This is a genomic window from Pseudomonas sp. JUb42, assembly GCF_024807945.1.
In the GTDB taxonomy this organism is placed as follows: domain Bacteria; phylum Pseudomonadota; class Gammaproteobacteria; order Pseudomonadales; family Pseudomonadaceae; genus Aquipseudomonas.
In genome coordinates this window covers 86,335-109,965 of record NZ_JANUFD010000008.1, presented here as the reverse complement: position 1 = coordinate 109,965, position 23,631 = coordinate 86,335, and the positions used below count along the sequence as shown (strand labels likewise).

General features: G+C 60.3%; 30 protein-coding genes. 13 read left to right on the top strand and 17 right to left on the bottom strand.

The window, feature by feature from the left end; translation table 11 throughout:
- The first annotated feature begins 6 nt into the window (after nucleotides 1-6).
- Nucleotides 7-753, top strand: coding sequence for a phosphocholine cytidylyltransferase family protein (locus M2401_RS17250; RefSeq protein WP_259104632.1), 747 nt, complete (start codon nucleotides 7-9; stop codon nucleotides 751-753).
- A gap of 108 nt (nucleotides 754-861) precedes the next feature.
- Here the strand turns inward: M2401_RS17250 and M2401_RS17245 are convergent, their stop codons facing one another.
- The 4 genes from M2401_RS17245 to M2401_RS17230 all read right to left on the bottom strand — a co-directional run bounded on the left by M2401_RS17245 (nucleotide 862) and on the right by M2401_RS17230 (nucleotide 4,196).
- Nucleotides 862-1,752 carry a LysR family transcriptional regulator gene (locus M2401_RS17245; protein WP_259104630.1) on the bottom strand — a complete coding sequence of 297 codons (891 nt, stop codon included), beginning with the start codon at nucleotides 1,750-1,752 and terminating at the stop codon, nucleotides 862-864.
- 265 nt (nucleotides 1,753-2,017) lie between these two features.
- Entirely contained in the window at nucleotides 2,018-2,770 is a 753-nt protein-coding gene (locus tag M2401_RS17240; RefSeq protein WP_310504129.1) for an Asp/Glu racemase, read from the bottom strand.
- A 215-nt stretch (nucleotides 2,771-2,985) separates the two neighbouring features.
- A complete protein-coding gene (locus tag M2401_RS17235) occupies nucleotides 2,986-3,627 on the bottom strand; it encodes a DUF1109 domain-containing protein (RefSeq protein ID WP_259104930.1) in 642 nt (213 codons plus the stop codon).
- On the bottom strand, nucleotides 3,627-4,196 hold the full coding sequence (locus M2401_RS17230; RefSeq protein WP_259104629.1) for a sigma-70 family RNA polymerase sigma factor: 570 nt from the start codon (nucleotides 4,194-4,196) through the stop codon (nucleotides 3,627-3,629). Before M2401_RS17230 ends, M2401_RS17235 begins: the two co-directional genes overlap by 1 nt.
- Before the next feature lie 262 nt (nucleotides 4,197-4,458).
- Between M2401_RS17230 and M2401_RS17225 the strand changes: the two genes are divergently transcribed.
- The 7 genes from M2401_RS17225 (at nucleotide 4,459) to dxs (ending at nucleotide 10,239) form a co-directional block, all read left to right on the top strand.
- Complete coding sequence (locus tag M2401_RS17225; RefSeq protein WP_073163725.1) at nucleotides 4,459-4,725, top strand: DUF2282 domain-containing protein; 267 nt, start codon at nucleotides 4,459-4,461, stop codon at nucleotides 4,723-4,725.
- A gap of 45 nt (nucleotides 4,726-4,770) precedes the next feature.
- Nucleotides 4,771-5,607: a DUF692 domain-containing protein gene (locus M2401_RS17220; RefSeq protein WP_409033946.1), complete on the top strand. Its 837-nt coding sequence runs from the start codon at nucleotides 4,771-4,773 to the stop codon at nucleotides 5,605-5,607.
- The gene (locus M2401_RS17215) at nucleotides 5,604-6,350 is read left to right on the top strand and encodes a DNA-binding domain-containing protein (protein ID WP_259104625.1); all 747 of its coding nucleotides are present in this window, start codon (nucleotides 5,604-5,606) and stop codon (nucleotides 6,348-6,350) included. The genes M2401_RS17220 and M2401_RS17215 overlap by 4 nt, the downstream gene beginning before the upstream one ends.
- 15 nt (nucleotides 6,351-6,365) lie before the next feature.
- The gene (locus M2401_RS17210) at nucleotides 6,366-6,812 is read left to right on the top strand and encodes a DoxX family protein (RefSeq protein ID WP_259104623.1); all 447 of its coding nucleotides are present in this window, start codon (nucleotides 6,366-6,368) and stop codon (nucleotides 6,810-6,812) included.
- Between the two features lie 185 nt (nucleotides 6,813-6,997).
- Complete coding sequence (locus M2401_RS17205) at nucleotides 6,998-7,240, top strand: exodeoxyribonuclease VII small subunit (RefSeq protein ID WP_259104622.1); 243 nt, start codon at nucleotides 6,998-7,000, stop codon at nucleotides 7,238-7,240.
- The gene (locus tag M2401_RS17200; protein ID WP_259104620.1) at nucleotides 7,237-8,124 is read left to right on the top strand and encodes a polyprenyl synthetase family protein; all 888 of its coding nucleotides are present in this window, start codon (nucleotides 7,237-7,239) and stop codon (nucleotides 8,122-8,124) included. Before M2401_RS17205 ends, M2401_RS17200 begins: the two co-directional genes overlap by 4 nt.
- A 219-nt stretch (nucleotides 8,125-8,343) precedes the next feature.
- Entirely contained in the window at nucleotides 8,344-10,239 is a 1,896-nt protein-coding gene (gene dxs / locus M2401_RS17195) for a 1-deoxy-D-xylulose-5-phosphate synthase (protein ID WP_259104619.1), read from the top strand.
- 146 nt (nucleotides 10,240-10,385) lie between these two features.
- On the opposite strand, the gene M2401_RS17190 is transcribed toward dxs, so the two are convergent.
- The 11 genes from M2401_RS17190 to nrdR form a co-directional block, all read right to left on the bottom strand.
- Nucleotides 10,386-10,805, bottom strand: coding sequence for an MFS transporter (locus tag M2401_RS17190; RefSeq protein WP_259104618.1), 420 nt, complete (start codon nucleotides 10,803-10,805; stop codon nucleotides 10,386-10,388).
- Complete coding sequence (ribA, locus tag M2401_RS17185; RefSeq protein WP_259104617.1) at nucleotides 10,802-11,419, bottom strand: GTP cyclohydrolase II; 618 nt, start codon at nucleotides 11,417-11,419, stop codon at nucleotides 10,802-10,804. Before ribA ends, M2401_RS17190 begins: the two co-directional genes overlap by 4 nt.
- 114 nt (nucleotides 11,420-11,533) lie before the next feature.
- Entirely contained in the window at nucleotides 11,534-12,319 is a 786-nt protein-coding gene (locus tag M2401_RS17180) for a transporter substrate-binding domain-containing protein (RefSeq protein ID WP_259104616.1), read from the bottom strand.
- A gap of 9 nt (nucleotides 12,320-12,328) precedes the next feature.
- Nucleotides 12,329-12,838, bottom strand: coding sequence for a phosphatidylglycerophosphatase A (locus M2401_RS17175; protein WP_259104615.1), 510 nt, complete (start codon nucleotides 12,836-12,838; stop codon nucleotides 12,329-12,331).
- Nucleotides 12,835-13,800, bottom strand: coding sequence for a thiamine-phosphate kinase (gene thiL, locus M2401_RS17170; RefSeq protein ID WP_259104614.1), 966 nt, complete (start codon nucleotides 13,798-13,800; stop codon nucleotides 12,835-12,837). Before thiL ends, M2401_RS17175 begins: the two co-directional genes overlap by 4 nt.
- A gap of 167 nt (nucleotides 13,801-13,967) precedes the next feature.
- On the bottom strand, nucleotides 13,968-14,465 hold the full coding sequence (nusB, locus tag M2401_RS17165) for a transcription antitermination factor NusB (RefSeq protein WP_259104613.1): 498 nt from the start codon (nucleotides 14,463-14,465) through the stop codon (nucleotides 13,968-13,970).
- Nucleotides 14,462-14,938 (bottom strand): 6,7-dimethyl-8-ribityllumazine synthase, encoded by a 477-nt coding sequence (ribE, locus tag M2401_RS17160; RefSeq protein WP_259104612.1) that lies wholly within the window; start codon nucleotides 14,936-14,938, stop codon nucleotides 14,462-14,464. The genes nusB and ribE overlap by 4 nt, the downstream gene beginning before the upstream one ends.
- A gap of 137 nt (nucleotides 14,939-15,075) precedes the next feature.
- Complete coding sequence (gene ribBA, locus M2401_RS17155) at nucleotides 15,076-16,167, bottom strand: bifunctional 3,4-dihydroxy-2-butanone-4-phosphate synthase/GTP cyclohydrolase II (RefSeq protein ID WP_259104611.1); 1,092 nt, start codon at nucleotides 16,165-16,167, stop codon at nucleotides 15,076-15,078.
- A 17-nt stretch (nucleotides 16,168-16,184) separates the two neighbouring features.
- Nucleotides 16,185-16,847 carry a riboflavin synthase gene (locus M2401_RS17150; protein WP_259104610.1) on the bottom strand — a complete coding sequence of 221 codons (663 nt, stop codon included), beginning with the start codon at nucleotides 16,845-16,847 and terminating at the stop codon, nucleotides 16,185-16,187.
- A gap of 48 nt (nucleotides 16,848-16,895) precedes the next feature.
- Entirely contained in the window at nucleotides 16,896-17,996 is a 1,101-nt protein-coding gene (ribD, locus tag M2401_RS17145; RefSeq protein ID WP_259104928.1) for a bifunctional diaminohydroxyphosphoribosylaminopyrimidine deaminase/5-amino-6-(5-phosphoribosylamino)uracil reductase RibD, read from the bottom strand.
- A gap of 41 nt (nucleotides 17,997-18,037) precedes the next feature.
- Nucleotides 18,038-18,502, bottom strand: a complete 465-nt coding sequence (nrdR, locus tag M2401_RS17140; RefSeq protein WP_259104609.1) for a transcriptional regulator NrdR — start codon at nucleotides 18,500-18,502, stop codon at nucleotides 18,038-18,040.
- Nucleotides 18,503-18,714: 212 nt separating this feature from the next.
- Between nrdR and M2401_RS17135 the strand changes: the two genes are divergently transcribed.
- From M2401_RS17135 to trxA, 3 genes are all read left to right on the top strand, one after another.
- Complete coding sequence (locus M2401_RS17135) at nucleotides 18,715-19,167, top strand: YbaY family lipoprotein (protein ID WP_259104608.1); 453 nt, start codon at nucleotides 18,715-18,717, stop codon at nucleotides 19,165-19,167.
- Nucleotides 19,164-19,817, top strand: coding sequence for a methyltransferase (locus M2401_RS17130; RefSeq protein ID WP_259104607.1), 654 nt, complete (start codon nucleotides 19,164-19,166; stop codon nucleotides 19,815-19,817). The genes M2401_RS17135 and M2401_RS17130 overlap by 4 nt, the downstream gene beginning before the upstream one ends.
- A 66-nt stretch (nucleotides 19,818-19,883) precedes the next feature.
- A complete protein-coding gene (gene trxA / locus M2401_RS17125; protein WP_259104606.1) occupies nucleotides 19,884-20,756 on the top strand; it encodes a thioredoxin in 873 nt (290 codons plus the stop codon).
- Between the two features lie 139 nt (nucleotides 20,757-20,895).
- On the opposite strand, the gene M2401_RS17120 is transcribed toward trxA, so the two are convergent.
- Nucleotides 20,896-21,243, bottom strand: a complete 348-nt coding sequence (locus tag M2401_RS17120) for a hypothetical protein (protein WP_259104605.1) — start codon at nucleotides 21,241-21,243, stop codon at nucleotides 20,896-20,898.
- A gap of 184 nt (nucleotides 21,244-21,427) precedes the next feature.
- Between M2401_RS17120 and M2401_RS17115 the strand changes: the two genes are divergently transcribed.
- Together M2401_RS17115 and M2401_RS17110 are read left to right on the top strand one after the other, a co-directional pair.
- A complete protein-coding gene (locus M2401_RS17115) occupies nucleotides 21,428-22,414 on the top strand; it encodes a hypothetical protein (protein WP_259104604.1) in 987 nt (328 codons plus the stop codon).
- Nucleotides 22,411-22,791 (top strand): hypothetical protein, encoded by a 381-nt coding sequence (locus M2401_RS17110; protein ID WP_259104603.1) that lies wholly within the window; start codon nucleotides 22,411-22,413, stop codon nucleotides 22,789-22,791. The genes M2401_RS17115 and M2401_RS17110 overlap by 4 nt, the downstream gene beginning before the upstream one ends.
- Nucleotides 22,792-22,861: 70 nt before the next feature.
- Here M2401_RS17110 and M2401_RS17105 read toward each other — a convergent pair whose 3' ends face one another.
- Complete coding sequence (locus M2401_RS17105) at nucleotides 22,862-23,320, bottom strand: REP-associated tyrosine transposase (protein ID WP_259104602.1); 459 nt, start codon at nucleotides 23,318-23,320, stop codon at nucleotides 22,862-22,864.
- Nucleotides 23,321-23,631: the final 311 nt, after the last annotated feature.

Below are 23,631 nucleotides of genomic sequence, written 5' to 3'. Positions count from 1 at the left end.
ATCGATATGAAAGCCATTATTCTCGCCGCCGGGCGCGGTTCCCGTTTGGGCAGCATCACCGCCGCACAACCCAAACCCCTGACGGTACTGGCAGGCAAGCCGCTGCTTGAGTGGCAGATAGCGGCATTACACAGTGCCGGGGTCAGCGAGGTGCATCTGGTCAGCGGCTATTGCCACGAAGCGCTTGAGCCCTACGGCGACAGCCGCCTGTACAACCCGCACTGGGCCGGCAGCAACATGGTCCGCAGCCTGCTGCGCGCCGACGCCCTGCTGGCAACCGAACCCATGCTGGTCTGCTACGGCGATATCGTTTACCGCCCGGATATTATCCAGAGCCTGATCGACTCTCCCGCGCCGCTGGCCATGACCTATGACCTGGACTGGTGGTCGCTGTGGTCGGCACGCTTCGACGATCCGCTCAGCGATGCCGAAAGCTTTCGCCAGTCCGACGGCCAACTGCTGGCCATCGGCGAGCGCACCGTCGACCGTCAGCAGATCGAAGGCCAGTACATGGGCCTGCTCAAATTCACCCCTGAAGGCTGGCAGCAGGTCAGGGCTCTGCTTGCCGGACTGACGGCCGAGCAGATCGACAAGCTGGACATGACCAGCCTCTTGCGGCACCTGCTGGACAAAGGCACGCCCATCGCGGCCGTGGCCATTCGTGGCGGCTGGGTAGAAGTGGATAACCCGTCGGACATTACCCTCTACGAGCAATTGATTGCCCGGCCGGGTTGGAGTCATGACTGGCGTTGATAACACCGTGCCGTCGCACAGCAAACACCCGACGGCAGGACCGGCTTTAGCCGGGAGAGCTTCAATCCGCTTCAAAGACGCCCTCCCGGCTGAAGCCGGTCCTACGGTTTAACGCGCCTGATCGTTCAGCAAATGGTCAAAAAACAACCGTGCAGCACTCGATAACCCTTCCCGTGAGCGCACACACAGGCTCAGCTCACGCCGGGCCCAGGGTTCGTCGAGGTCGACGGTGCGGATATTGGCCAGGTTGTACAGGCCGACACTGCCAAGCGGCATGACACCCAGGCCAATACCGGCCTGCACCATCAGGCCCAGGGCGTCGTAGTTGGACACTTCCATGCGGATTTTCAGCGAGCGGCCGACGTCGTTGGCCGCCTTGATCAGCTGGAAATTCAGGTGCGTGCCGCTTCGCAGGGCCACGAATGGCTCATCCAGAGCTTCTTCGAAACGCACGCTGTCGCGCCCGGCCAAGGGATGATTGTCGGGGACGAGCAGGACCAGTTTGTCTTCGCGAAACCGGTAGACCTCGACGTCCGTCCCGTGGGGCAGGCGAGTGAAGATGCCGATATCGGCCTGGTTCTGGGCCACGGCCTGGGTAATCGCCAGGCTTTCGCGCTCCTGCAGGGCGATGTCGATCAGCGGGTAGCGATCCATGAACGAGCGGATCAGGGCGGGCATGAACTGGGTGATCGCGGAAATATTGGCCAGTACCTGCACCGAACCGCGCAGGCCATGGGCGTAGTCGCGCATCTGCACAACGATATCGTTGAGGTTATTCAGCGCACTGCGCGCCAGATACAACAACGACACCCCCGCTGCCGTTGGCGTGATGCCCTTGTTACTGCGCACCAGCAGTTGCGCATCGAGCAATGCCTCCAATTCACTCAGACGCTTGCTCACCGCCGCAGCCGCAATGTGCTCACGCTTGGCGGCAGCAGCGATGGTGCCTTTTTCTATGACACTGACGAACAGGCGCAGCGAGACGGGGTCGAGCTTCATGCGGTGGTTGGCTCCAGGCCTGGAGCGAATGAATGGGGGATATTTGTGGGCGGTTAATTCTGTGGCAGCGAATAATGTGGGAGCGAATTCATTCGCGAAGAGGGCGGCTCATTCGACGCATCTTTACCGCCTGAAATGCCGCCTTCGCGAATGAATTCGCTCCCACAAAATTAGCTCCCGCAGTTATTGCCTCCCACACCAATGGCCCTGGATTATTCACTCGTTCAGCAAAATCGGAGCGTCATAGTACCCGCTCGGATGAAACTCAGAACGCGCCCGACAACAAATACCCGGCATTCGGCACTTTGGCTTCCAGGCCCAGGGTCTTGAGGATCTGGTAGACCGTGGCCACCGAGGCCGACAGCACCGGCTTGTCGAGGCGATCCTGCACCACCTGGATGGCAGGCAGCGAAGGCATCTGCACGCAGCACGACAGCACCACGCCATCGGCCTGGCCGATATTCAGGCGGTCGGCGTGGGCGACCAGATCCATCGGGTCGAGGCGGCCGACGGCGAGGTTGTCCGAGACTTCCAGGCTGATTGAGTCGGTGACTTCGATTCCGGCGGCTTCGATGTAATCGATCACCTGTTGGGTCAGGGGCTTCATGTAGGGGGTGATAATGGCGATTTTCTTGTATTGCATCAGATTCAGGCTGTCGATCAGCGCGCCAGCCGAACTAAGAATCGGGGTCGGTGCCTGATTGGACTCCACGGCCTTGCTCAGGCGTGCCTGGGACACACTGTGATAGCCCGGCCCCTGGCACATGATCGCGACCAGACAGGCATAGGCCATGACATCGACCCGCGCATCACTCAACTCCAGGGCGCAGCGATCACTGTCCACGTCCATTTTCTTCAGCTCTTCGGGGCTGACTTTCATCATGCGCATACGCGCCGAGTGAAAGGTGAAGTGCTCTTCAGGAAACAGCGGATAGCGCGACGTCAGCATCGCCGGGATTTCGGTTTCCATGGTGGTGTTGGAACTGGGGACGATCTGGCCGATACGGAAATTCTTCATGGTTCGCGGCTCGCAGTGATGAAAAGGCAGTCACTGCGATACTAGGAGGGCGAACCGGGGCGGCAAATCAGTCATTGGCGAGCTTGCCATCGTCAACGGCGATGGCAGCGTAGATTGAGATACGGCGGTATGGTGAGAGCGCCTGTAGGACCGGCTTTAGCCGGGAGAGCGCCCTCGAGGCTAAAGCGCCTACAGATGTAACCTGCAGATGTAACTTACCAACGCAACCAACGCGGCCCCATGGCAGCGCCGACCAGGGTCGGCACCAACATGCCCAGCAGATACCAGATGCCCCAGAACGGCACGGCCATTTCCGGGCAATGCAAGCAGTAGGCAAGGGTCGCCAGGGAGCTGGCGAGCAGGCCGCCGCAGGCTCCGGCCAGCCTCGGTTGAGTCGGCGCCAGGCCACGCAGGGCCCAGAACACGGCGATAAAGCCCGGTATCGACAGCAGCGAGATATTGAAGGCACAGACCTTCCAGGTCTTGCCCAGCACCATGGCCACGCGCTCATCGGCCGGCGCCACGGCCAGGCCATACAGCGCGCCAACCCAGATCGCCGCCACGCCCAGGGTCACCCAGAGCTTGCCGCCGCCAGCCGTCATGCCAGGGCGCGACAGGCGCGTCACCATCAGCAGCGCGCCCACCATCAGGCTCAAGGGAAAGGCGATCTTGGCCCAGAAAATCGGGGTCGTCGCCACTTCGGCCAGATCAGGTCGCACGCCGAAGCGCAGCAGGATCACCAACAACGCGCCCACACCGCCAATCAGGATCGCCAGGCTGAAGCGCTTGGCAATCGCCTTGGGATCAACGGGTTCGACTCCTGTCGAGAGCATGGAAATAAGATCGTCTGTGTTCATCATTTACCTCTGATCATGGCCGCCAGGGCCTTGAGGCCGCGATGCACGCCAATCTTTACCGCCGACTCGGAAAGCCCGGTCAACTGCGCCGTCTGCGCCACGGAAAGCCCCTCGAGCTTGACGTGCACGATCGGCAGCCGTTGCTTGTCCGGCAGCTCTTCGAGCAACTTGTCCAGATCGCGACTCGCCTGAGCCGGTTCCAGACAGGGCTCGGCAAACAGCTCCTCGGTATCATCTATGGAATCGTTGAGCCCATCGTGCCGCGAGCGGGAACGATAGAAATCGGCCAGCTTGTAGCGCGCAATGGCAAACACCCAGGCCGTCAACGGCTGCTCGGATTGATAGGTCTGGCGGCCGTTATGCACTGCCAGGAGGATCTCTTGCAGCAGATCCTCTATCTCATCCGGCTGACGCAGCAGCCGTGCCCTGAGAAAACCACGCAGGTGCGTGCTCAACTCTCGCAGGAAACGCGCGTAGTCCGCCTGATTGCCCTTGAGCCCCGACAGGAAGAGCGTCTGAAGATCGATCTCTCGCCTGCGCAACGATTCGTTATGTGTAGTTCGGTCCATCAATCGCCCTGGTTACACAAAAGTTAGAAATTTTTTAATTGTTCTTCTCACTAAGCGCGTTATGAGCGCGCACTCACTGAGCGCAAGGTGGGCAGTGAACTGAGAAACCCTGCCCGGCGCAAATTTTTTCACGATATTTCAAAAATTTTTTTCGAGTGCTGTAACCGGTTGGCGTTTCACGACGAATTACTTCTCGGATCGCAAGCACAGCGACAAATTCGCTGAACTGTTGACCAACTACCTACATCCTCGGAGAAACACCATGAAAACTATGAATATCGCCGCTATCGCCATCGCCCTGTCTTCCGTTGCTGCCGGCTCTGTCATGGCTGCCGAAAAACCAGCGGCAATGGAAAAATGCTACGGCGTTTCCATGGCTGGCAAGAACGATTGCAAAGCAGGCGCAGGCACCACGTGTGCCGGCACCTCGAAAACCGACTATCAGGCCAACTCCTGGAAAAACGTTCCAGCCGGCACCTGCACCTCGATCAAGACGCCGAACGGCCACGGTACTCTGGAAGCCATGTAACCCGCCACATCAAGGGACACGTCGATCATGAAAACTTCCATAAAGATGGGCGCCGGACTTGGCCTCAAGGCAGAGCATTACGAGCACGCACTCGACTGCACCTCCAGCGGCCTGTGGTTTGAAGTCCATCCGGAAAACTACATGGTTGACGGCGGTCCCCGACTGGCCTGGCTTGAAGCGATTGGCAGCCGGCACCCGCTGTCCCTGCACGGTGTATCCCTGTCCCTGGCGGCCGACTGCCCGCCGGACCTGTCCCACCTGCAACGGCTCAAGGCGCTTGCCGATCGCGTTCAACCGGCACTGATGTCGGAACACCTGGCCTGGTCAACCTGGCGAGGCCAGTACCACCCCGATCTGCTGCCGTTTCCGCGCTCCCATGAAGCGCTGCAACGGATCGTCGACAACATTGATTGCACCCAGAACGTCCTCGGGCGCCGGATTGCGATTGAAAATCCGACCCACTATTTAAGGCTCGACGGCCATGACTGGAGCGAGCTCGATTTTCTCACCGAGCTGAGCAACAGGACCGGCTGCGGGCTGCTGCTGGACGTCAACAACGTCTTTATCAGCGCGCACAACCAAAGCTTCAACGCCGCCAGTTACCTGGATGCTTTCCCCGCCGATGCGGTCATGGAAATCCATCTGGCCGGTCACACCGCTGACCCTGGCGACTCGAACCTGCTGATCGATTCCCACGACAGCCCCGTCAGCGACGCGGTCTGGTCGCTTTATCAGCGCTTGATCAAACGCATTGGTCCAAGGCCGACGCTGATCGAGCGCGATGACCAGATCCCTGCCTTCGATGAACTGATGATCGAACGCAATCGGGCCCAGAACCTGCTGGACACCCACCGGCACCTGCAATTGGAGACCGCACAATGAACCTGTCACTGGCCGGTTTTCAGGACGCCTTTATCAGCGCCCTGTATGGCAAGGACCCCGAAACCTTGCCGGTACTGACTGAACAGTCGGGGTTTCTGGTGTATCGCAACACCGTGATGAAAGGCGCCAGCGACGCCCTGCTGGCAAACTTCCCCACGGTGGAACGCCTGGTCGGCACCGAATGGATGCAAGCCGCTGCGGCGCGCTATGTACGCCTGTCGCCGCCCACCGATGCGCGCTTGCTGAACTACGGCAAAGGCTTCCCGGATTTCCTCGATGCCTTCGAGCACGCTCGGGATCTGCCTTACCTGGGCAATGTCGCGCGCCTCGACCTGCTGTGGAACGAAGCGCACGGTGCCGAGGACGAACTCGCCCTCGACGTCGCTGCCTTTGCGGCCATCGAACCGGAGTTACTGGCCAGCGTAAGGCTCAAATTGCGCGCCACGGCTCGCTGGAAATGGTTTGCCACTCAGCCGGCCTACACCATCTGGCGCTGCAATCGCGAACAGACCGACGTGCCTGCCGAACTGGACTGGGTCGGCGAAGGTGCGCTGATCAGCCGCAGTACCGGGTTCATTACCTGGTATCCGCTGAGCGTGGGCGAATGCGCGTTCCTCGACGCCTGCGCCGCCAATCTGCCCCTGGAAGACGCGGCTGAACACGCCACCCAGGCAGAGCCCGACCTTGATTTGATGAACATGCTCAGCCGCCTGATCGCTGCCGATGTCTTTGCCGCTCACTGAGCCCTGGAGAACACCATGAATCCGCCCCGCCTGCTCGTCCTCTGGAATACCGTGGCCGACCGCCTGCAACGCCTTATCAATGACTCGACCCTGGCGCTGGTGGCACGGATCTCGATTGCCGCAATCTTCATCATGTCCGGGCGGACCAAGGTCGAGGGCTTTTTGACCATCACCGACAGCACCTACGAGCTGTTTCGCACGGAATACAACCTGCCACTGATCTCCCCGGAACTCGCCGCCCATCTGTCGGCCTATGCCGAGCACCTGTTCCCGGTCTTGCTGATTCTCGGGCTGTTCAGCCGACTGTCGGCATTGGCCTTGCTGGGCATGACCCTGGTTATCGAAGTCTTTGTCTATCCCGATGCGTGGCCGACCCACCTGTCCTGGGCCGGCTTGCTGCTGATCATCATCAGTCGCGGTGCGGGGGCGATCTCCCTGGATCGGCGGCTGGGTATCAAATAGGCTCATTGTGGGACCGGCTTTAGCCGGGAAGAGGACAAGGCAGGCGATAGAAATGTATCGCTCTTGCCTGCGCCTTCCTGGCTAAAGCCGGTCCCACAGGTGCTCAACCTACCCCCATGTCATTTGCCCCAAAGCCCATGCTCTGCTAGTGTCGCGCCGGTTTAACCTCTACCGGAATACCCGCCATGGCCCGCAAGAAAGCTGCACTGGATTTCGAACAGTCACTCGCCGACCTGCAAACGCTGGTAGAGCGTCTGGAAAACGGCGAGCTGTCGCTGGAAGACTCCCTGACCGCCTTTGAACAGGGCATCCGCCTGACGCGCGACTGTCAGAGCGCGCTGGCCCAGGCCGAACAGAAAGTGCAGATCCTGCTCGAACGCGACGGCGAACTGGCGGAAGAACCCTTCGATGCGGAACAACCCGAATGATCGCTGACTATCAAGCTCGCAGTCAGGCCCGCGTCAATGCGGCGCTGGAGAGCCTGTTCGAAGCCCCAAGTCCTGAATTGACCCGCCTGTACGCCGCCATGCGCTACAGCGTGATGAACGGCGGCAAACGCGTGCGCCCGTTGCTGGTTTACGCCGCCTGCGAAGCCCTGGGCACTGATGCTGGGCAAGCCAATGGCGCGGCCTGCGCAGTGGAGCTGATCCATGCCTATTCCCTGGTGCATGACGATCTGCCCGCCATGGACGACGACGATCTGCGTCGCGGCCAGCCCACCACGCATAAAGCCTTCGACGAAGCCTGTGCGATTCTCGCCGGTGACGGCCTGCAAAGCCTGGCCTTCAGTGCCCTGCTCAATGCCAGCCTGAGCCCGCAGAACGCCGAAACCCGCCTGCAGATGGCCGATGCCCTGGCCTTTGCCGCAGGTCCCGCCGGTATGGTGGGTGGTCAGGCTATCGACCTCGGCTCGGTCGGCCTCAAGCTTGATCAAGACGCCCTGGCCTTTATGCACCGGCACAAGACCGGCGCCCTGATTGAAGCCAGCGTCAAACTCGGCGCCCTGGCCAGTGGCAAGGCTGATCAAAGCCAGCTCGAGGCCCTGCAGACCTACGCCCGGGCCATCGGCCTGGCCTTCCAGGTGCAGGACGACATCCTCGACGTCGAAAGCGATACCGCGACCCTGGGCAAGCGCCAGGGTGCCGATATCGCCCGGGACAAACCGACCTACCCGGCCCTGCTCGGCCTCGACGCGGCCAAGGCTTACGCCCTGCAACTGCGCGACCAGGCCCTCGACGCCCTGCGACCTTTCGACACAGCCGCCGAGCCACTGCGGGCGCTGGCGCGGTTTATTGTTGAGCGGCGTAGCTGATCCAGCGCGCTCTTGAGACGTAACAATGAACCCTGTGGGCGCGAATTCATTCGCGAAGAAGCCAGTACAGCCGACGCTAATTCATGGTCTGAAATACTGTCTTCGCGAATGAATTCGCTCCCACAGGGTTAGTCACGCACATCCATAAGCGCACCTTCATGGGCAGCCCGCGCTGCATCAGGTAAACTGCCGCCTCTTTTACTTATAACGATTCGCCTGATGCCCACGACGTTCAAAGAGATTCCCCGCGAACGCCCGACCACGCCTCTGCTCGACCGTGCGCAAACGCCGGACGGGCTGCGTCGGTTGGGAGAAGCCGAGCTGGAAGCCCTGGCCGATGAACTGCGCCTGGAGCTGCTCTATACCGTTGGTCAGACCGGCGGGCATTTCGGTGCCGGGCTGGGTGTGATCGAGCTGACCATCGCCCTGCATTACGTCTTCGATACCCCCGACGACCGCCTGGTCTGGGATGTGGGTCATCAGGCGTACCCGCATAAAATTCTCACCGGTCGTCGCGAGCGCATGTCGACCCTGCGCCAGAAGGACGGCATTGCCGCCTTTCCGCGTCGCAGCGAGAGTGAGTACGACACCTTTGGCGTAGGCCATTCCAGCACGTCCATCAGCGCCGCCCTGGGCATGGCCATTGCCGCCCGCCTGCAAGGCAGCGAGCGCAAGGCCATCGCCGTCATCGGCGACGGCGCACTGACTGCCGGCATGGCGTTCGAGGCGTTGAACCACGCGCCGGAAGTCGACGCCAACATGCTGGTCATCCTCAACGACAATGACATGTCGATTTCGCGCAATGTCGGCGGCCTGTCCAACTACCTGGCCAAGATCCTCTCCAGCCGCACCTATGCCAGCATGCGCGAAGGCAGCAAGAAAGTGCTGTCACGCCTGCCCGGCGCCTGGGAAATTGCCCGGCGCACCGAAGAATACGCCAAGGGCATGCTGGTCCCCGGCACCCTGTTTGAAGAGCTGGGCTGGAACTATATCGGCCCGATCGACGGCCACGACCTGCCGACCCTGATCGCCACTCTGCGCAACATGCGTGACCTCAAGGGCCCGCAGTTCCTGCATGTGGTGACGAAGAAGGGCAAGGGGTTCGCCCCGGCCGAAGTCGACCCGATCGGCTACCACGCCATTACCAAACTCGATCCGCTCAACGCACCGGCTGCCGCGCCGAAAAAGGCCGTAGGCCCGAAATATTCAGCGGTGTTCGGCGACTGGATCTGCGACATGGCCGCTGCCGACGAACGGCTGGTCGGCATCACCCCGGCCATGAAGGAAGGCTCTGATCTGGTGGCGTTCAGCGAACGCTTCCCGACGCGCTATTTCGACGTTGCCATTGCCGAGCAGCACGCCGTGACCCTGGCCGCCGGTATGGCCTGCGAAGGCAGCAAGCCGGTGGTGGCGATCTACTCCACCTTCCTGCAACGCGGCTACGATCAGTTGATCCATGACGTGGCGGTGCAGAACCTCGACGTGCTGTTCGCCATCGACCGCGCCGGTCTGGTGGGCGAAGACGGCCCGACCCACGCAGGCAGCTTCGATCTGTCTTATCTGCGCTGCATCCCCGGCATGCTGATCATGACGCCGAGCGATGAAAACGAACTGCGCCGCATGCTCAGCACCGGCTACCACTTCGTCGGCCCCGCCGCCGTGCGCTACCCACGCGGCAGCGGCCCAAACGCGGTGATCGAGAGCAGTCTGGAGCCGCTGGAAATCGGCAAGGGCGTGATTCGCCGCAACGGCCAGGGCGTCGCCATCCTGGTATTCGGCGTACAACTGGCGCAAGCGCTGAAAGTCGCCGAGCGACTGGATGCCACGGTGATCGACATGCGCTTCGTCAAACCGCTGGACGAAGCCCTGATCCGCGAAGCTGCTGCCAATCACGAGCTACTGGTAACCCTGGAAGAGAACGCCGTCATGGGCGGTGCTGGCGCCGCTGTCAGCGAGTTCCTGGCGCGGGAAAACATCCTCAAGTCTGTGCTGCACCTGGGCTTGCCGGATGCCTACGTCGAACATGCCAAGCCTGCGCAGATGCTGGCCGAGTGCGGGCTGGATGAGGCGGGAATTGAAGCGGCGATCAATGAGCGGTTGGCGTTGATTGGCTGAAATAACCAGGCAAGAGTCAATGGTGGGAGCATTGTGGGAGCGAATTCATTCGCGAAGAGGCCAGGACATTCGACGTATCTTTGTCGACTTCAACGCCGCCTTCGCGGATAAATCCGCTCCCACTGGAGTGAATTACCAGATGAACGTCAGGCCAGCTGCCGCGGTATCCGGTAGAGATACAACAACACCACACTGGACAGTGTCAGCAGGCACAGCGGCACGGTTTCCAACCCGGTAAACACCGCTATCGCGGCAATCCATGCAGGCAGACTGGCAGCCAGCAGCGCCCTGCGGCGGGCAGCATCAAGGTTGCGCCAGGCGGCATCTTCTTCAGGGGTGTCGAGGGCTTTGCCGGTAGCGATCAGGGCGTGTTTGTAGCGGCCAAACGGGCGCAGGCTGACAAACATCGAGCTGATCCCGACGATAAAGGCGGGCATTGCCAGCAACGGCGCCAGGGCTTGAGAAGCGCCGAACCAACGGCTGATGACTACGACCGGCAACACAACCAACAGCAACTGCCACCACCAGGCCAGAGCCAAACGGCGGCGTCTGTTGTGGCGGGTCACGCCTTGTCGGTCTCGCTCTGGTGCTCGTTGCCCATCATGTGGCCAAGCTTGCCGGCCTTGGTTGCCAGGTACAGCTTGTTGTGCGGGTTATGGCCGGTGTGCAGCGGTACGCGCTTGGCGACCTTGATGCCCATGTCCGTCAGGGCTTTCACCTTGCGCGGGTTGTTGGTCATCAATGTCAGCGACTCGACGCCCAGATGCTGCAGCATCGGCAGGCAGATAGCGTAGTCACGCTGATCGGCGGCAAAACCCAGGCGCTCGTTGGCTTCAACGGTGTCGGCACCGCCATCCTGCAGCTCATAGGCGCGGATTTTGTTCATCAGGCCAATGCCACGACCTTCCTGACGCAGATAGAGCAATACACCACGACCTTCAGCCGCAATGGCACGCAGGGCGGCTTCGAGCTGAGAACCGCAATCACAGCGCTGGCTGAACAGGGCATCGCCGGTCAGGCATTCCGAATGCACGCGACCGAGCACGGGCGCACCGTCAGCTATATCGCCGAGGCTCAAAACGACATGTTCACGCCCGGTTGCCTGCTCAAGAAAGCCATGCATGGTGAATTGCGCAAAAGGGGTAGGCAGCTTGGAAGCAGCAACAAATACGACGGGCACCTTGTGCTCCTGATCTGTATGAGGGTGTGGATTAACAGGGCGGCATTGTAACAGTAGGTTCCTACAGACGCTTATGCCGAATTATTGAGCATTCAGATCAATAAGATCGATTGGTCATTTGCTCGAACCTCTGGTTTGCATGCCCGCTTCCTCGAAGGGATAAGGGCGTTTCCAGCGCTCGAAGACCGGCCGCAACTGGCCACTGACGATCAATTGCTCCATACGCTCGTCATAGATCGTACGTAGGATCCGGCCTTTATCAGTGTCAGAAAACACCAAAAACAGCGGCAGATCTGTCAGATAAGTCGCCAGATAAAGGTCTGGTCTCGGGGTCTGGCTGAGCAGAAAATCAACTTCCGGCTGCGCGTCGATATAAAAATCCACCCGCGAGTGCTGCAACATCGACAGCACATTGTCGCGCCGCAACACTTCTTCGAATCGGCTGACACCGGGCAAGTAACGCTGATACTGATAACCGTGTATCCAGGCCAGGCGGTAGTGACGCAGGTTGATCAGGCTCGGCGCCGGGTTGTTGGCCAACCCCAGGGCGTAGATGCGATCAGCGTCGAAATGCCATCGCGGGTACAGCACGCCGTTGGTTTCGGCCGCGTAGGAGCCGACCCAGGCATCCACCGCGCCCTGCTTGACCAGCCCGACGGCTCGCACATAAGAGGCGGAGTTGGTTTTTACCGTGATCCCGCGCGGCTCGAACACCAGACGCAGGATGTCCCAGCCCAGGCCGCGACCATCAATGTCGGTGTAGTCACTGCGCGGCTCACCGACCAGGAAGATCTCGCTGATCACGGGCGCAGACGAATGCTCCTGAGCCGTCGCCGGGAAGATGGGTAAAAGCGTCGACAACATCGACCAGCACAACATCCACCATCTGCGACTGCTCATGATGCTCTCCTAGAGCAAATGCGTTCCCCAGATCAAAGCTTGCACACCCAGCCAGGCGAAAACACCGGCCAGCACATCATCGAGCATGATGCCCGTCCCACTGTGCACATGGCGGTCGATCCAGCTGATCGGCCACGGCTTGAGGATGTCGAAGAAACGGAACATCAAGAAGCCCGCCAACAGCCAGTACCAGCCCTGAGGCACGTCCCACAGGGTGATCCACATGCCGACCATTTCATCCCAGACGATGCCTTCGTGGTCATGCACGCCCAGATCGTCTGCCACCTTGCCGCACAGCCAGAAGCCGAACAGCGTGGTCAGCACCAGCATCAAGCCGTAACCCCAGCCCGGCAGCATCTGCCACAGCGGCATGAACGGCACCGCGACCAGCGAGCCCCAGGTGCCAGGGGCCTTGGGCAGGGTGCCGGAGCCCAAGCCGAAGGCCAGAAAGTGCCAGGGATTGCTCCATACCGACGGCGTCACGGCCTGGGCCGTAACCTGATTTGGCTGATCTGTCACCGCGTCTCCCGAAAATGTTGATAACCCCGCGTCAACGGAGTGATGTCCTGCCCATCGGCATCGGTCAGCACCACACCCTGCCCCGCTTCGACAGCGCCGATGACCCGGATCGGCCAACCGGCATCGAGTAACCCGGACAAAAACTCCGGCGGCAAGGTGAACGCTAGTACATAGTCATCGCCGCCGCTCAGGGCAGCCCGTTGTGCGGCGTCTTTTTCCAACAAACCAAGCAATGCTGCTGACAGCGGCAGACGCTCGCGCTCAATGCGCAGGCGCACGCCGGAGGCCAACGCGATATGCCCACAATCGGCCAACAGCCCGTCGGAAATATCCAGCGCCGCCGTAGCCTTGCCCCGCAGCGCCTGGCCCAGAGCCAATTGCGGCTGTGGCGACCAGTAACGGGCCAGCAGGGTTTCGCTGATGGCTGCCGGGGCCGTGCGCTGGTTCAACACCAGTGCCAGGGCACCCGCACCCTCGCCGAGATCGCCACCGACACACAGCAGGTCGCCCACCTGAGCAGCGCTGCGGGTCAGGGCCTGACCGGCAGGAACGTGACCGAAGACAGTCAGGGTCAGGCTGAGGGGGCCGCGCGTGGTGTCGCCGCCGACCAGGCGCAACGAACAGGTCTGAGCCATGACATTCAAGCCACGGGCAAATTCCTGCAGCCAGCCGGCATCGACTGACGGCAAGGTCAGGGCCAGGGTAAAGGCAGAAGGTGCGGCGCCCATGGCCGCCAGATCGCTCGCCGATACCGCCAGGGCACGTTGGCCCAGCAGGAAAGGATCGCAGACCTCAGGAAAATGCACCCCGGCAACCAGGGTATCGGTGGACACCGCCAGTTGCTCGCCGGGCGGCAGGGTCAACAGCGCACAATCGTCGCCAATGCCCAGAGCAACACCTTCGCCCGTCTGAGCACAGGGCGCAGCGGCGAAGTAGTTGCGGATCAGTTCGAACTCGCCCATTTCAATCTCGTTAAACAGCGCATGAGCTCGACAAAACATGTGGGAGCGAATTCATTCGCGAAAAGGCTCGTACAGACGACCTTATCTATCGCCTGAAATACCGCCTTCGCGAATGAATTCGCTCCCACAAGTCGTGTTCGCGGCGCGCCTCCAGCCTTGCGCCAACCTCAGCGCTTGTAGGCTTTGACCTCGGCTTCACGCAGGCGCGGGGCCAGTTTGTCCAGCACGCCGTTGACGAACTTGTGGCCGTCAGTGGAGCCGTAGACTTTCGCCAGCTCGATGCCTTCGTTGATCACCACGCGGTACGGCACATCAACGCGCTTGAGCAGCTCGTAGGTGGACAGGCGCAGGATGGCCAGTTCGACCGGGTCCAACTCTTCGATGGTCAGGTCCAGGCAAGGCTTGAGAGCGGTGTCGATCTCGGTCTTGTTGGTGCCCACACCGTGCAGCAGCTCGCGGAAGTAAACGCCATCGACATCCTTGAAATCATTGTCGACGCGGAACTGCGCTTCGATTTCAGTCAGGGAGTGATTCGCCATGTGCCACTGGTACAGCGCCTGGGTTGCCAGCTGCCGCGCTTCGCGACGTTTGGCGCTCTTGCCCTTGGCAGCGTCAGGAGACTTGGGGTCACGCGGGTTGAATTGATCGCTTTCGTCGGAAATCACTTGGCCTCCAACTGCGCCAGCAGGCTGACCATTTCCAGGGCGGACAGGGCAGCTTCGGCACCTTTGTTACCGGCCTTGGTGCCGGAACGTTCGATGGCTTGCTCGATGGAATCAACGGTCAGCACGCCGAAGGCAACCGGTACGCCGAACTCCATGGAGACCTGGGCGATACCCTTGACGCACTCGCCTGCAACATATTCGAAGTGCGGAGTACCGCCACGAATGACTGCGCCGAGGGCGACAATGGCAGCGAATTCGCTGCGCTGGGCGACTTTCTGCACGACCAGCGGCAGCTCGAAGGCACCCGGTGCGCGAACGATGGTGATGTCGCTTTCCTTGACGCCGTGGCGGACGAGGGCGTCAACGGCGCCACTCACCAGACTTTCCACGACGAAGCTATTGAAACGGCCAACCACCAGGGCATAGCGACCTTGGGGAGCGATGAAGTTACCTTCGATGGTCTTCAGAGTCATTCGCGAGAGTCTCGTCTTTATAAAGAGCAAACACGCCAGTTCGGCGTGTTTTTATGGATTTTAGGCCACGAATCGTAACAGCAGGCAGCATTTGCTGTGAAAACGCGAAGGTTTTCACAGCCCGGCGCCCGCCGGATTTATTCGGAGGGCACGTATTCTACAACTTCCAGATCGAAACCGGATATCGCATTGAACTTCATGGGTGAACTCATCAGGCGCATTTTGCGCACCCCGAGGTCACGCAGGATCTGTGAACCGGCACCGACCGTGCTGTAAGTGGTCGGCGTCTTGACCACAGTCTGCCCGGCTGTTTCGCGAATATGCGCCAGCAGCACGTCGCCATCCAGCGGGTGACCAAGCAGCAGCACAACACCGCTGCCGGCCTCGGCCACCGTACTCATGGCGGCGCGCAGGCTCCAGCGGCCGGGCTGATTGACCATCAGCAGGTCGCGCAGCGGGTCCATGTTGTGCACGCGAACCAGGGTCGGCTCTTCAGCGCAGATCTTGCCCAAAGTCAGGGCCAGATGGACGTCGCCCTCCACCGAATCGCGGTAGGTCACAAGGTTGAACTGACCCAGTTCGCTGTCCAGCGGCTGCTCGGCAATCCGCTGAACGGTACGTTCGTGGATCATGCGGTAGTGAATCAGGTCAGCAATGGTGCCGATCTTGATGTTGTGTTCGGCGGCAAAGACTTCCAGCTCGGCGCGACGGGACATGGTGCCGTCATCGTTCATCACTTCGCAGATCACGCCACTTGGCTCGAAACCGGCCATGCGCGCAAGATCGCACGCGGCTTCAGTGTGACCGGCGCGGGACAGGGTGCCGCCGGCCTGAGCCATCAGCGGGAAGATATGCCCGGGGCTGACGATATCTTCAGCCTTGGCGTCCTTGGCAGCAGCGGCTTGCACAGTGCGGGCACGGTCAGCGGCGGAGATACCGGTGGTCACGCCTTCGGCGGCTTCGATGGACACGGTGAACTTGGTGCCGAAACCGGAACCGTTGCGCGCAGCCATCAGCGGCAGCTTGAGGTTTTCGCAGCGCTCACGGGTCATAGGCATGCAGATCAGGCCACGGGCGTACTTGGCCATGAAATTGATGTGCTCGGCCTGCACGCATTCGGCGGCCATGATCAGGTCGCCTTCGTTCTCGCGGTCTTCGTCATCCATGAGGATGACCATTTTGCCCTGGCGAATGTCTTCTACCAGTTCTTCAATGCTGTTGAGCGCCACAAGGCACCCCCTTCAATTCAGGATTTGAGGTAGCCGTTGGCGGCCAGAAAGCTTTCGGTAATGCCGCCCGAAGTCGGTTCGGCAGCCTTGTCACCGAGCAGCAGGCGCTCCAGGTAACGGGCCAACAGGTCCACTTCAAGGTTGACCTGACGACCTGGGCGGTAGTCGGCCATGATGGTCTCGGCCAGGGTGTGGGGCACGATGGTCAGTTCGAACTCGGCGCCGTTGACCGCGTTGACGGTCAGGCTGGTGCCGTCGACGGTGATCGAGCCCTTGTGCGAAATGTATTTGGCCAGCTCGCGCGGCGCGCGGATGCGGAACTGGATGGCGCGGGCGTTTTCCTCGCGGGAAATCACTTCACCAATGCCGTCGACATGGCCGCTGACCAAATGGCCGCCCAGGCGCGTGGTCGGGGTCAGGGCTTTTTCCAGGTTGACCCGGCTGCCCGCTTTCAATTCGTTGAACGCGGTCACGTCCAGGGTTTCGCGGCTGACATCAGCCCAGAAACCGTCGCCTGGCAGCTCCACCGCCGTCAGGCAGACGCCGTTGACCGCGATGCTGTCGCCCAGTTTGACGTCGCCCAGGTCGAGCTTGCCGGTTTCCACGTAAACGCGGACATCGCCGCCTTTGGGGGTCAGGGCGCGAATGCTGCCGATGGATTCAATGATGCCGGTAAACATGAGGTCCTCCAGGAGAACAAAGCCAGCGCTATAAGCGAAAGCCGAAAATTATACGCCGGGTGCGGGCCGAGGTACCGCAATGACTCGCCAGTCATTACCGACTGCGCGCATTTCAACGATTTGCAGTTCCTTCGCCTCGCTCATATGCGACAGCGGCAGATCCAGCAGCGGCCGGGCCGAGGAGCCCATGAACTTGCCCGCAATAAAAATCTGATACTCATCGACCAGACCCAGGCGGGTAAAAGCCCCGGCCAGTCGCGGCCCGGCCTCGACCAGCACGTCGTTGACGCCCCGGGAAGCCAGCTCAACCAACAGTTTGCGCAGGTCGACATGCCCGGCCGTACTGGCCATGGCCAGCATCTCGTGGCCTTCCTCGTGATAGCGCACGCGGGCCGATGCCGCGGCGCAGGTCACGACCAGGGCACGGCCTTCCTGAAAGAAGGGCGCGGTCAACGGCACACGCAGGCGCCCGTCGATCAATACGCGCAGCGGCGGACGGGTGACGCATAAGGCGGTCAGCTCGGCATTCAGGCCCAGCTCATCGGGGCGTACGGTCAGGCGGGCTCGGTCGGCCAGCACGGTATCGGCACCGGTGAGCACCACACTCGATTGAGCGCGCAAACGCTGCACCGCAGCACGGGCTTCGGGGCCGGTGATCCACTGGCTTTCGCCGCTGGCCATGGCGGTGCGCCCGTCCAGGCTCATGGCCAGTTTGACTCGCACGTAGGGCAGGCCCTTTTCCATGCGTTTGAGAAAGCCTTTGTTCAGCGCCCGCGCCTCGGCTTCCAGCACACCGCTCTGCACAGCGATGCCCGCGTTCATCAGGCGCAACAGGCCATGACCGCCGACATCGGGATTGGGGTCTTGCATGGCCGCGACCACCCGGCTCACGCCAGCGCTTATCAGCGCATCGGCACACGGCGGCGTGCGGCCAAAATGGCTGCAGGGTTCAAGGGTCACGTAGGCGGTAGCGCCACGGGCCTTGTCGCCGGCCTGACGCAGGGCGTGGACTTCGGCATGGGGCTCGCCGGCGCGGGCATGCCAGCCTTCGCCGACGATCTTGCCCTCACGCACGATGACGCAGCCGACCCGCGGATTGGGATGCGTGGAATAAATACCCTTGCGCGCCAACTCAAGCGCACGAGCCATGTAGTGGACATCCAAAGCGCTTTGTTCAGTCAAGCGGGCACTCACTCTTTATTCGGCTCGCGGGCCAGACGGTCGATTTCTTCGCGGAATTCGTTGAGGTCCTGGAAGCGCCGGTAAACCGAGGCGAAACGGATATAGGCGACTTCGTCGAGCTTTTGCAGCTCGGCCATGACCAACTCGCCCACGACCAGGGATTTGACTTCGCGCTCGCCGGTAGCGCGCAGCTTGTGCTTGATATGAGCCAACGCCGCTTCCAGGCGCTCGACACTGACCGGACGCTTCTCCAGCGCCCGCTGCATGCCGGCGCGCAGCTTTTCTTCGTCGAACGGCTGACGGCTGCCGTCCTGCTTGATCAGGCGCGGCAACACCAGTTCGGCGGTTTCGAAGGTCGTGAAACGCTCGCCACAGGCCAGGCATTCGCGACGGCGACGGACTTGCTCACCCTCGGCGACGAGGCGTGAGTCGATGACTTTGGTGTCGTTGGCACCGCAGAAGGGACAGTGCATGGTGGCAGGCAACAATAAAAAAAAGGTGGGTCATGGTAGGGGCTGTTGCCGTTTGAGCACAAGCCGCGATGCTGTCTATCCCGCTGGCGAGACAACGCTGCGGCTTTGCGGTATATAGACGCCCAGCACAGCGATACATCAGCGTATCGCCTATACCTGTCATTCGAGCGGTTGCTGCTGTCCTTCGTATTTTGTTTTTGCTGGAGCTGTTCATGACCCTCAGACCGCTTGTTTTGCTCTGTCTGGCAGGCCTGCTGGCCGCCTGTAGCAGCACCGAGCCGCCCAAGCCCGCCACCAAGCCCGCTTCCGCGACCCAGGCCATCAAGTTGCCGGAGGGTCCCGGCCCACTGCTGCCCTATCAGCGCGAGTTGAGCGGCCAGTTGCTCGGCGTGCCAAAGGGTGCCGAAGTCGAGCTGGCGCTGATGGTGATCGATGAGCGCAATCGTCCGCAAAAACTGCTGTCGAGCACCAAACTGCTCGGCAATAACCAGTCCCTGCCCTTCCAGTTGCGCTTCAACCCCGAAGCCTTCCCGGCTGGCGCTCGCGTTGAATTGCGCGGTCGTGCCAGCCAGTCCGGCCAGTTGATCCTGCATCTGCCGTCGGTACGCATTCAGGAAGCCAACACCCAGGCCCTCGGCGCTCTGCAGTTCGTTACGGCGCCGTGATCGAGCTGCAACATGCATTGAGCGAACTGCTCGGTGACGCCCGGCTGGTGGACACGCCACTGCCGGGTACTGATCTGCGCCTGTGGCTGATCGACGCCGACAACATGGACCGCGCCTTCAGCCCCGAAGAAACCCGCCGCATCCTCGACGAGCCGCCTTACTGGAGCTTCTGCTGGGCCAGTGGCCTGGCCCTGGCGCGCTTTCTCGCCGAGCAGCCCGAGTGGGTCGCCGGCAAGCGCGTGCTGGATTTCGGTGCCGGTTCGGGCGTGGCCGGGATTGCCGCGAAACAGGCCGGCGCCCTGGAAGTGGTGGCCTGTGACCTCGACCCGCTGGCCATTGCTGCGTGCCGGGCCAATGCCGCGCTCAATCAGGTGGAGCTGGGTTATTCGACAGACTTCTTCGCCGAAGCCGACCGTTTCGACCTGATCCTGGTCGCCGACGTGCTCTACGACCGCGCCAACCTGCCGCTGCTTGATGCCTTCCTCGGCCGTGGCCGTGAAGCCCTGGTGGCAGACTCGCGGGTCCGCGACTTTGCCCACCCGGCCTACCGGCGCCTGGGCATGCTCCACGCCCACACCCTGCCCGATCTGGCCGAGCCCCATGAGTTCCGCGACGTCAGCCTCTATCACACGCAACGGACCGCTGACTGATTCGCCGCTTTCAGCAAAGCCTCGCGGCCTTTATAGTTGACGGCATTCAGATTCCCGAGACTTGTGATGAGCCAGGACACCCCGTACATCTTCGACGTCACCACTGCGACCTTCGACCAACTGGTGCTGGACAAATCCTTCGATCAACCGGTGCTGGTGGATTTCTGGGCCGAGTGGTGTGCGCCCTGCAAGGTGCTGATGCCGCTGCTGGCGCAAATCACCGAGAGTTATCAGGGCGAATTGCTGCTGGCCAAGGTCAACTGCGATATCGAGCAGGACATCGTCGCCCGCTTCGGCATCCGCAGCCTGCCTACCGTAGTGCTGTTCAAGGACGGCCAGCCGATAGATGGCTTTGCCGGTGCGCAACCGGAGTCGGAGATCCGCAAGATCCTCGAACAGCACGTCGTTATGCCGCCACCGGCCGAGGTTGATCCGCTGCAACTGGCCCAGAGTGCCTTTAGCGAAAGCCATTTCGCCGAAGCCGAAGCCTTGCTCAAGCAGATCCTCAGCGAAGACAACACCAATGCTGCCGCGCTGATCCTCTACGCGCGCTGCCTGGCCGAACGCGGCGAACTGGGCGAAGCCCGCACCGTGCTCGATGCAGTCAAGAGCGACGAGCACAAGGCCGACCTGGCCGGCGCCCGCGCACAACTGACCTTCCTCGCCGAAGCCGCCAGCCTGCCCGATGCCGCCGACCTCAAGGCGCGCCTGGCGCAGAACCCGCTGGATGACGAAGCCGCGCATCAACTGGCCATTCAGCACCTGTCCCGCCAGCAATACGAAGCGGCACTGGACGGCCTGCTGAAACTGTTTATCCGCAATCGCAGCTACGCCGACGGCCTGCCGCACAAGACCCTGCTGCAAGTGTTCGACCTGCTGGGCAATGACCATCCGTTGGTGACGGCGTATCGACGCAAGTTGTTTGCGGCGTTGTATTAATCGCCGAACAAACGCCCAAAAAGGCGGCGAACCTGTGGGAGCGGATTCATCCGCGAAGACGGCATTTCAGACGATAGAAATCCAGGGAATGTATTGGTCTCTTCTCGAATGAATTCGCTCCCACAAGAGCTGTTTCAGGTTACACCCAGCTATACACCGGCGTATCCGCGCTGCTTTCCACCTTCACTTGCGGGCTATGCCGCAACCTCACTAACAGGCGCTTGCCTGCTGCGGTATTGCCCGTCAGCCCTTCCAGTTGCGCGAGCAAATCCGGCCCACTCATCTGCCCGGCCTGGCGCAGCAGCTCCCTGGCCGTCTGCCAGATCACATCGTCCTGACTCAAAGGCCTGCCCGGCGTCGCCGTCGCAGCAGCCACTTCAGGCTTGGCCGCCTGCAACTGCGCGCCCAACTGAGCCCAATCACCGTCGTCCAGCTCCAGGGTCAAATCCACCGGCAAATCGCCGATGGTTCCGCGAATTCGTAGCATGTCTGGGGTTCTCCGTTTTACAGGAGGATATGCTGCCATGACCGGCAGGTTTTTGCAGGAATGATTAACCGCTACTTGTAGGCAACTTCCGAAATTCATTAAAACGACGACGCTTACCAAGACAGGGTTAACAGTGCTGCTTATATTTCGCTCTCAAGCCTCATGCGCACGAATATGACCAGATATGTCCAGCACCTATGCTTTCATCAATAACCAGACAGCCTCTTACAACAGTATAAAAAACCGAATCAATCTATCCAACGAGGGGCGCAAGCGATTCGACAGATTGAATCAACATTTATCAATTGACGAGTTCGTCACACCCGGGCAGATCGTTATTGTCGGCAGCGATAGCAAGTTTGATATCACCGACTCCTGCACCCTCGACGAAGCTCGACTGATGCTACATGCGAGGACCGTGCAATTGGCCCTGAAAAACAACCCCGCAGCGGCAGATACACATCTGGTCGAAAATTATGACTTGCTGCAAAGCCTGCTGACCTATGGATCCATCGGCATAGGCAGCAGCACCAGTGGCTGGAGCCATCACCTGAGCCAGGTCAAACAGACCCTTGAGCGTATCGAAGGTCTGTATCAACAGCATCGAAGCAAAGGTGCCGTATCGAACGCCAATGACTTTATTGCCAAACGCCAGCATCTCTACCGGCAGCTGGATCAGCAACTGCAAGGTGTAGCGCAATATGGCACCAGCCTGCGGAAAAGCGACTCTATCAAGCACACACTCGGCATCAGCACCAAGAGCTACATGCACCACGGCGAGATTGCCGGGTATGCCGAGCGGATAACAGGGATTAGCCGCTTATCCAACGCGCTGAAGAACGGGACTTTTGTAGGGATTGCGCTGGACTTTGCCAATACCTCGCTGGAGATCAAGGAGGCTTGCCGGGCGGGGTCGCTGGAGCAGTGTGAGCGGGCGCAGTATGTGGAGGCGGGGAAGTTTGTCGGAGGGGTGGCAGGAAGTTATGCGGGAGGAATAATTGGGCAAAGGATATTAATCGCAATATGCGAGAAAGCACGAGTACGCCACGGGGCGGCACTATTGGGATGCGCAATCGTAGGCGGAGCTGCAGGGGGATGGGGAGTTGGCATGGGTTTAGCTGAGGGCGGAAGCGGAATGGGTGAAATCCTTTACAAGGAAATGCAGAATTGAACGAGCTTGATTACCGATGGATTGGCGCAATAATTTTCATTCTGTTTTTTATTCAAATAGGTACCACGCTATTTGTGATCTACTTCAAACTTCCAGAAATAGAAAATCATCTGAAAAACTGCCCTATGGTTAACTCAAACAAACAACACTGGAGTGGCTTTGGCGTCACAGCAAGGACTCAGCGCCTGATTTACATCACCTTGATATTTGGCTTTACCAAATTCCGACACAACACTGACTGCCTGGATATGAACGAAGTAAAAAGCCTCCCTAAAAACCTCAAGAGATGGCTTCTTATTCCACATTACTTTTCATATTTTCTGTGCTTGGCTTTGGGCATATATATGGCATGGGAGAAATGGTTTTTGCACGCCTGATCAATAGCCTTCGCGAACAAGCTCGGTAACCCGTTGGAGCGCGGCTTGCCCGCGAAGAAAACGACTCGGTTTAGACCCAGATCGCGTTCCACAGCGGATAGTCGCTTACCCGCCGAACCAGTCCGGCACGCACGGGATTAAGTACGATATAGCGCGCCACAGCCTTCAAATCCTCTTCCTGACGTAACGCTCGATCATGAAAGCCGCGTTGCCAGATACTGCCGCTTCGGCCCAACGTTTTATTCACCAGATGATTCCCTTTGGATTTAACTCTGGCGACAAGATCATTCAGGGGCATCGTCTTAAGCTCGACCAGCCAATGAAAATGATCCGGCATCACGACCCAGGCCAATGAGCCTGCGAGGTTATCGTAGGTGGCCTGTTCGAATTGTTTTCCAAGAAGACTGCCCACTCGCCAGTCAGAGAAAAATCTCTCGCGGTTTTTTGTTATGGAGGTCAGCAGATAAATCCGGCCCTCTTCGCTGTAGCGACCGATGCGGGTTTTATGGGTTTGGTAAAGAGGAGGCATTCCTTTGCTCCAGGGGCTTTTGGAGATTGGAAATCTAGTCTGAGCCTTGAGCGGCTGCGGGAGCTTTGCGTGGCGGAATGTGTCTGGCCTGGGATACCGAGTCGTTCTTTTCGCGGGCAAGCCTCGCTCCAACGAGCAAGCGGCGATCTGTTGGAGCGAGGCTTGTCCGCGAAGCAGTCAACGCAGATCTTTCCTACGTTTTGAATCGCCGTTGTTACCTCCCCACGCCAATCCCGGATGCGTAATGTGCGCCGGTCGTTGCCACAGCAACGATCGGGTTTCGCAGCCTGAACGATCTAGCATTAACGTAA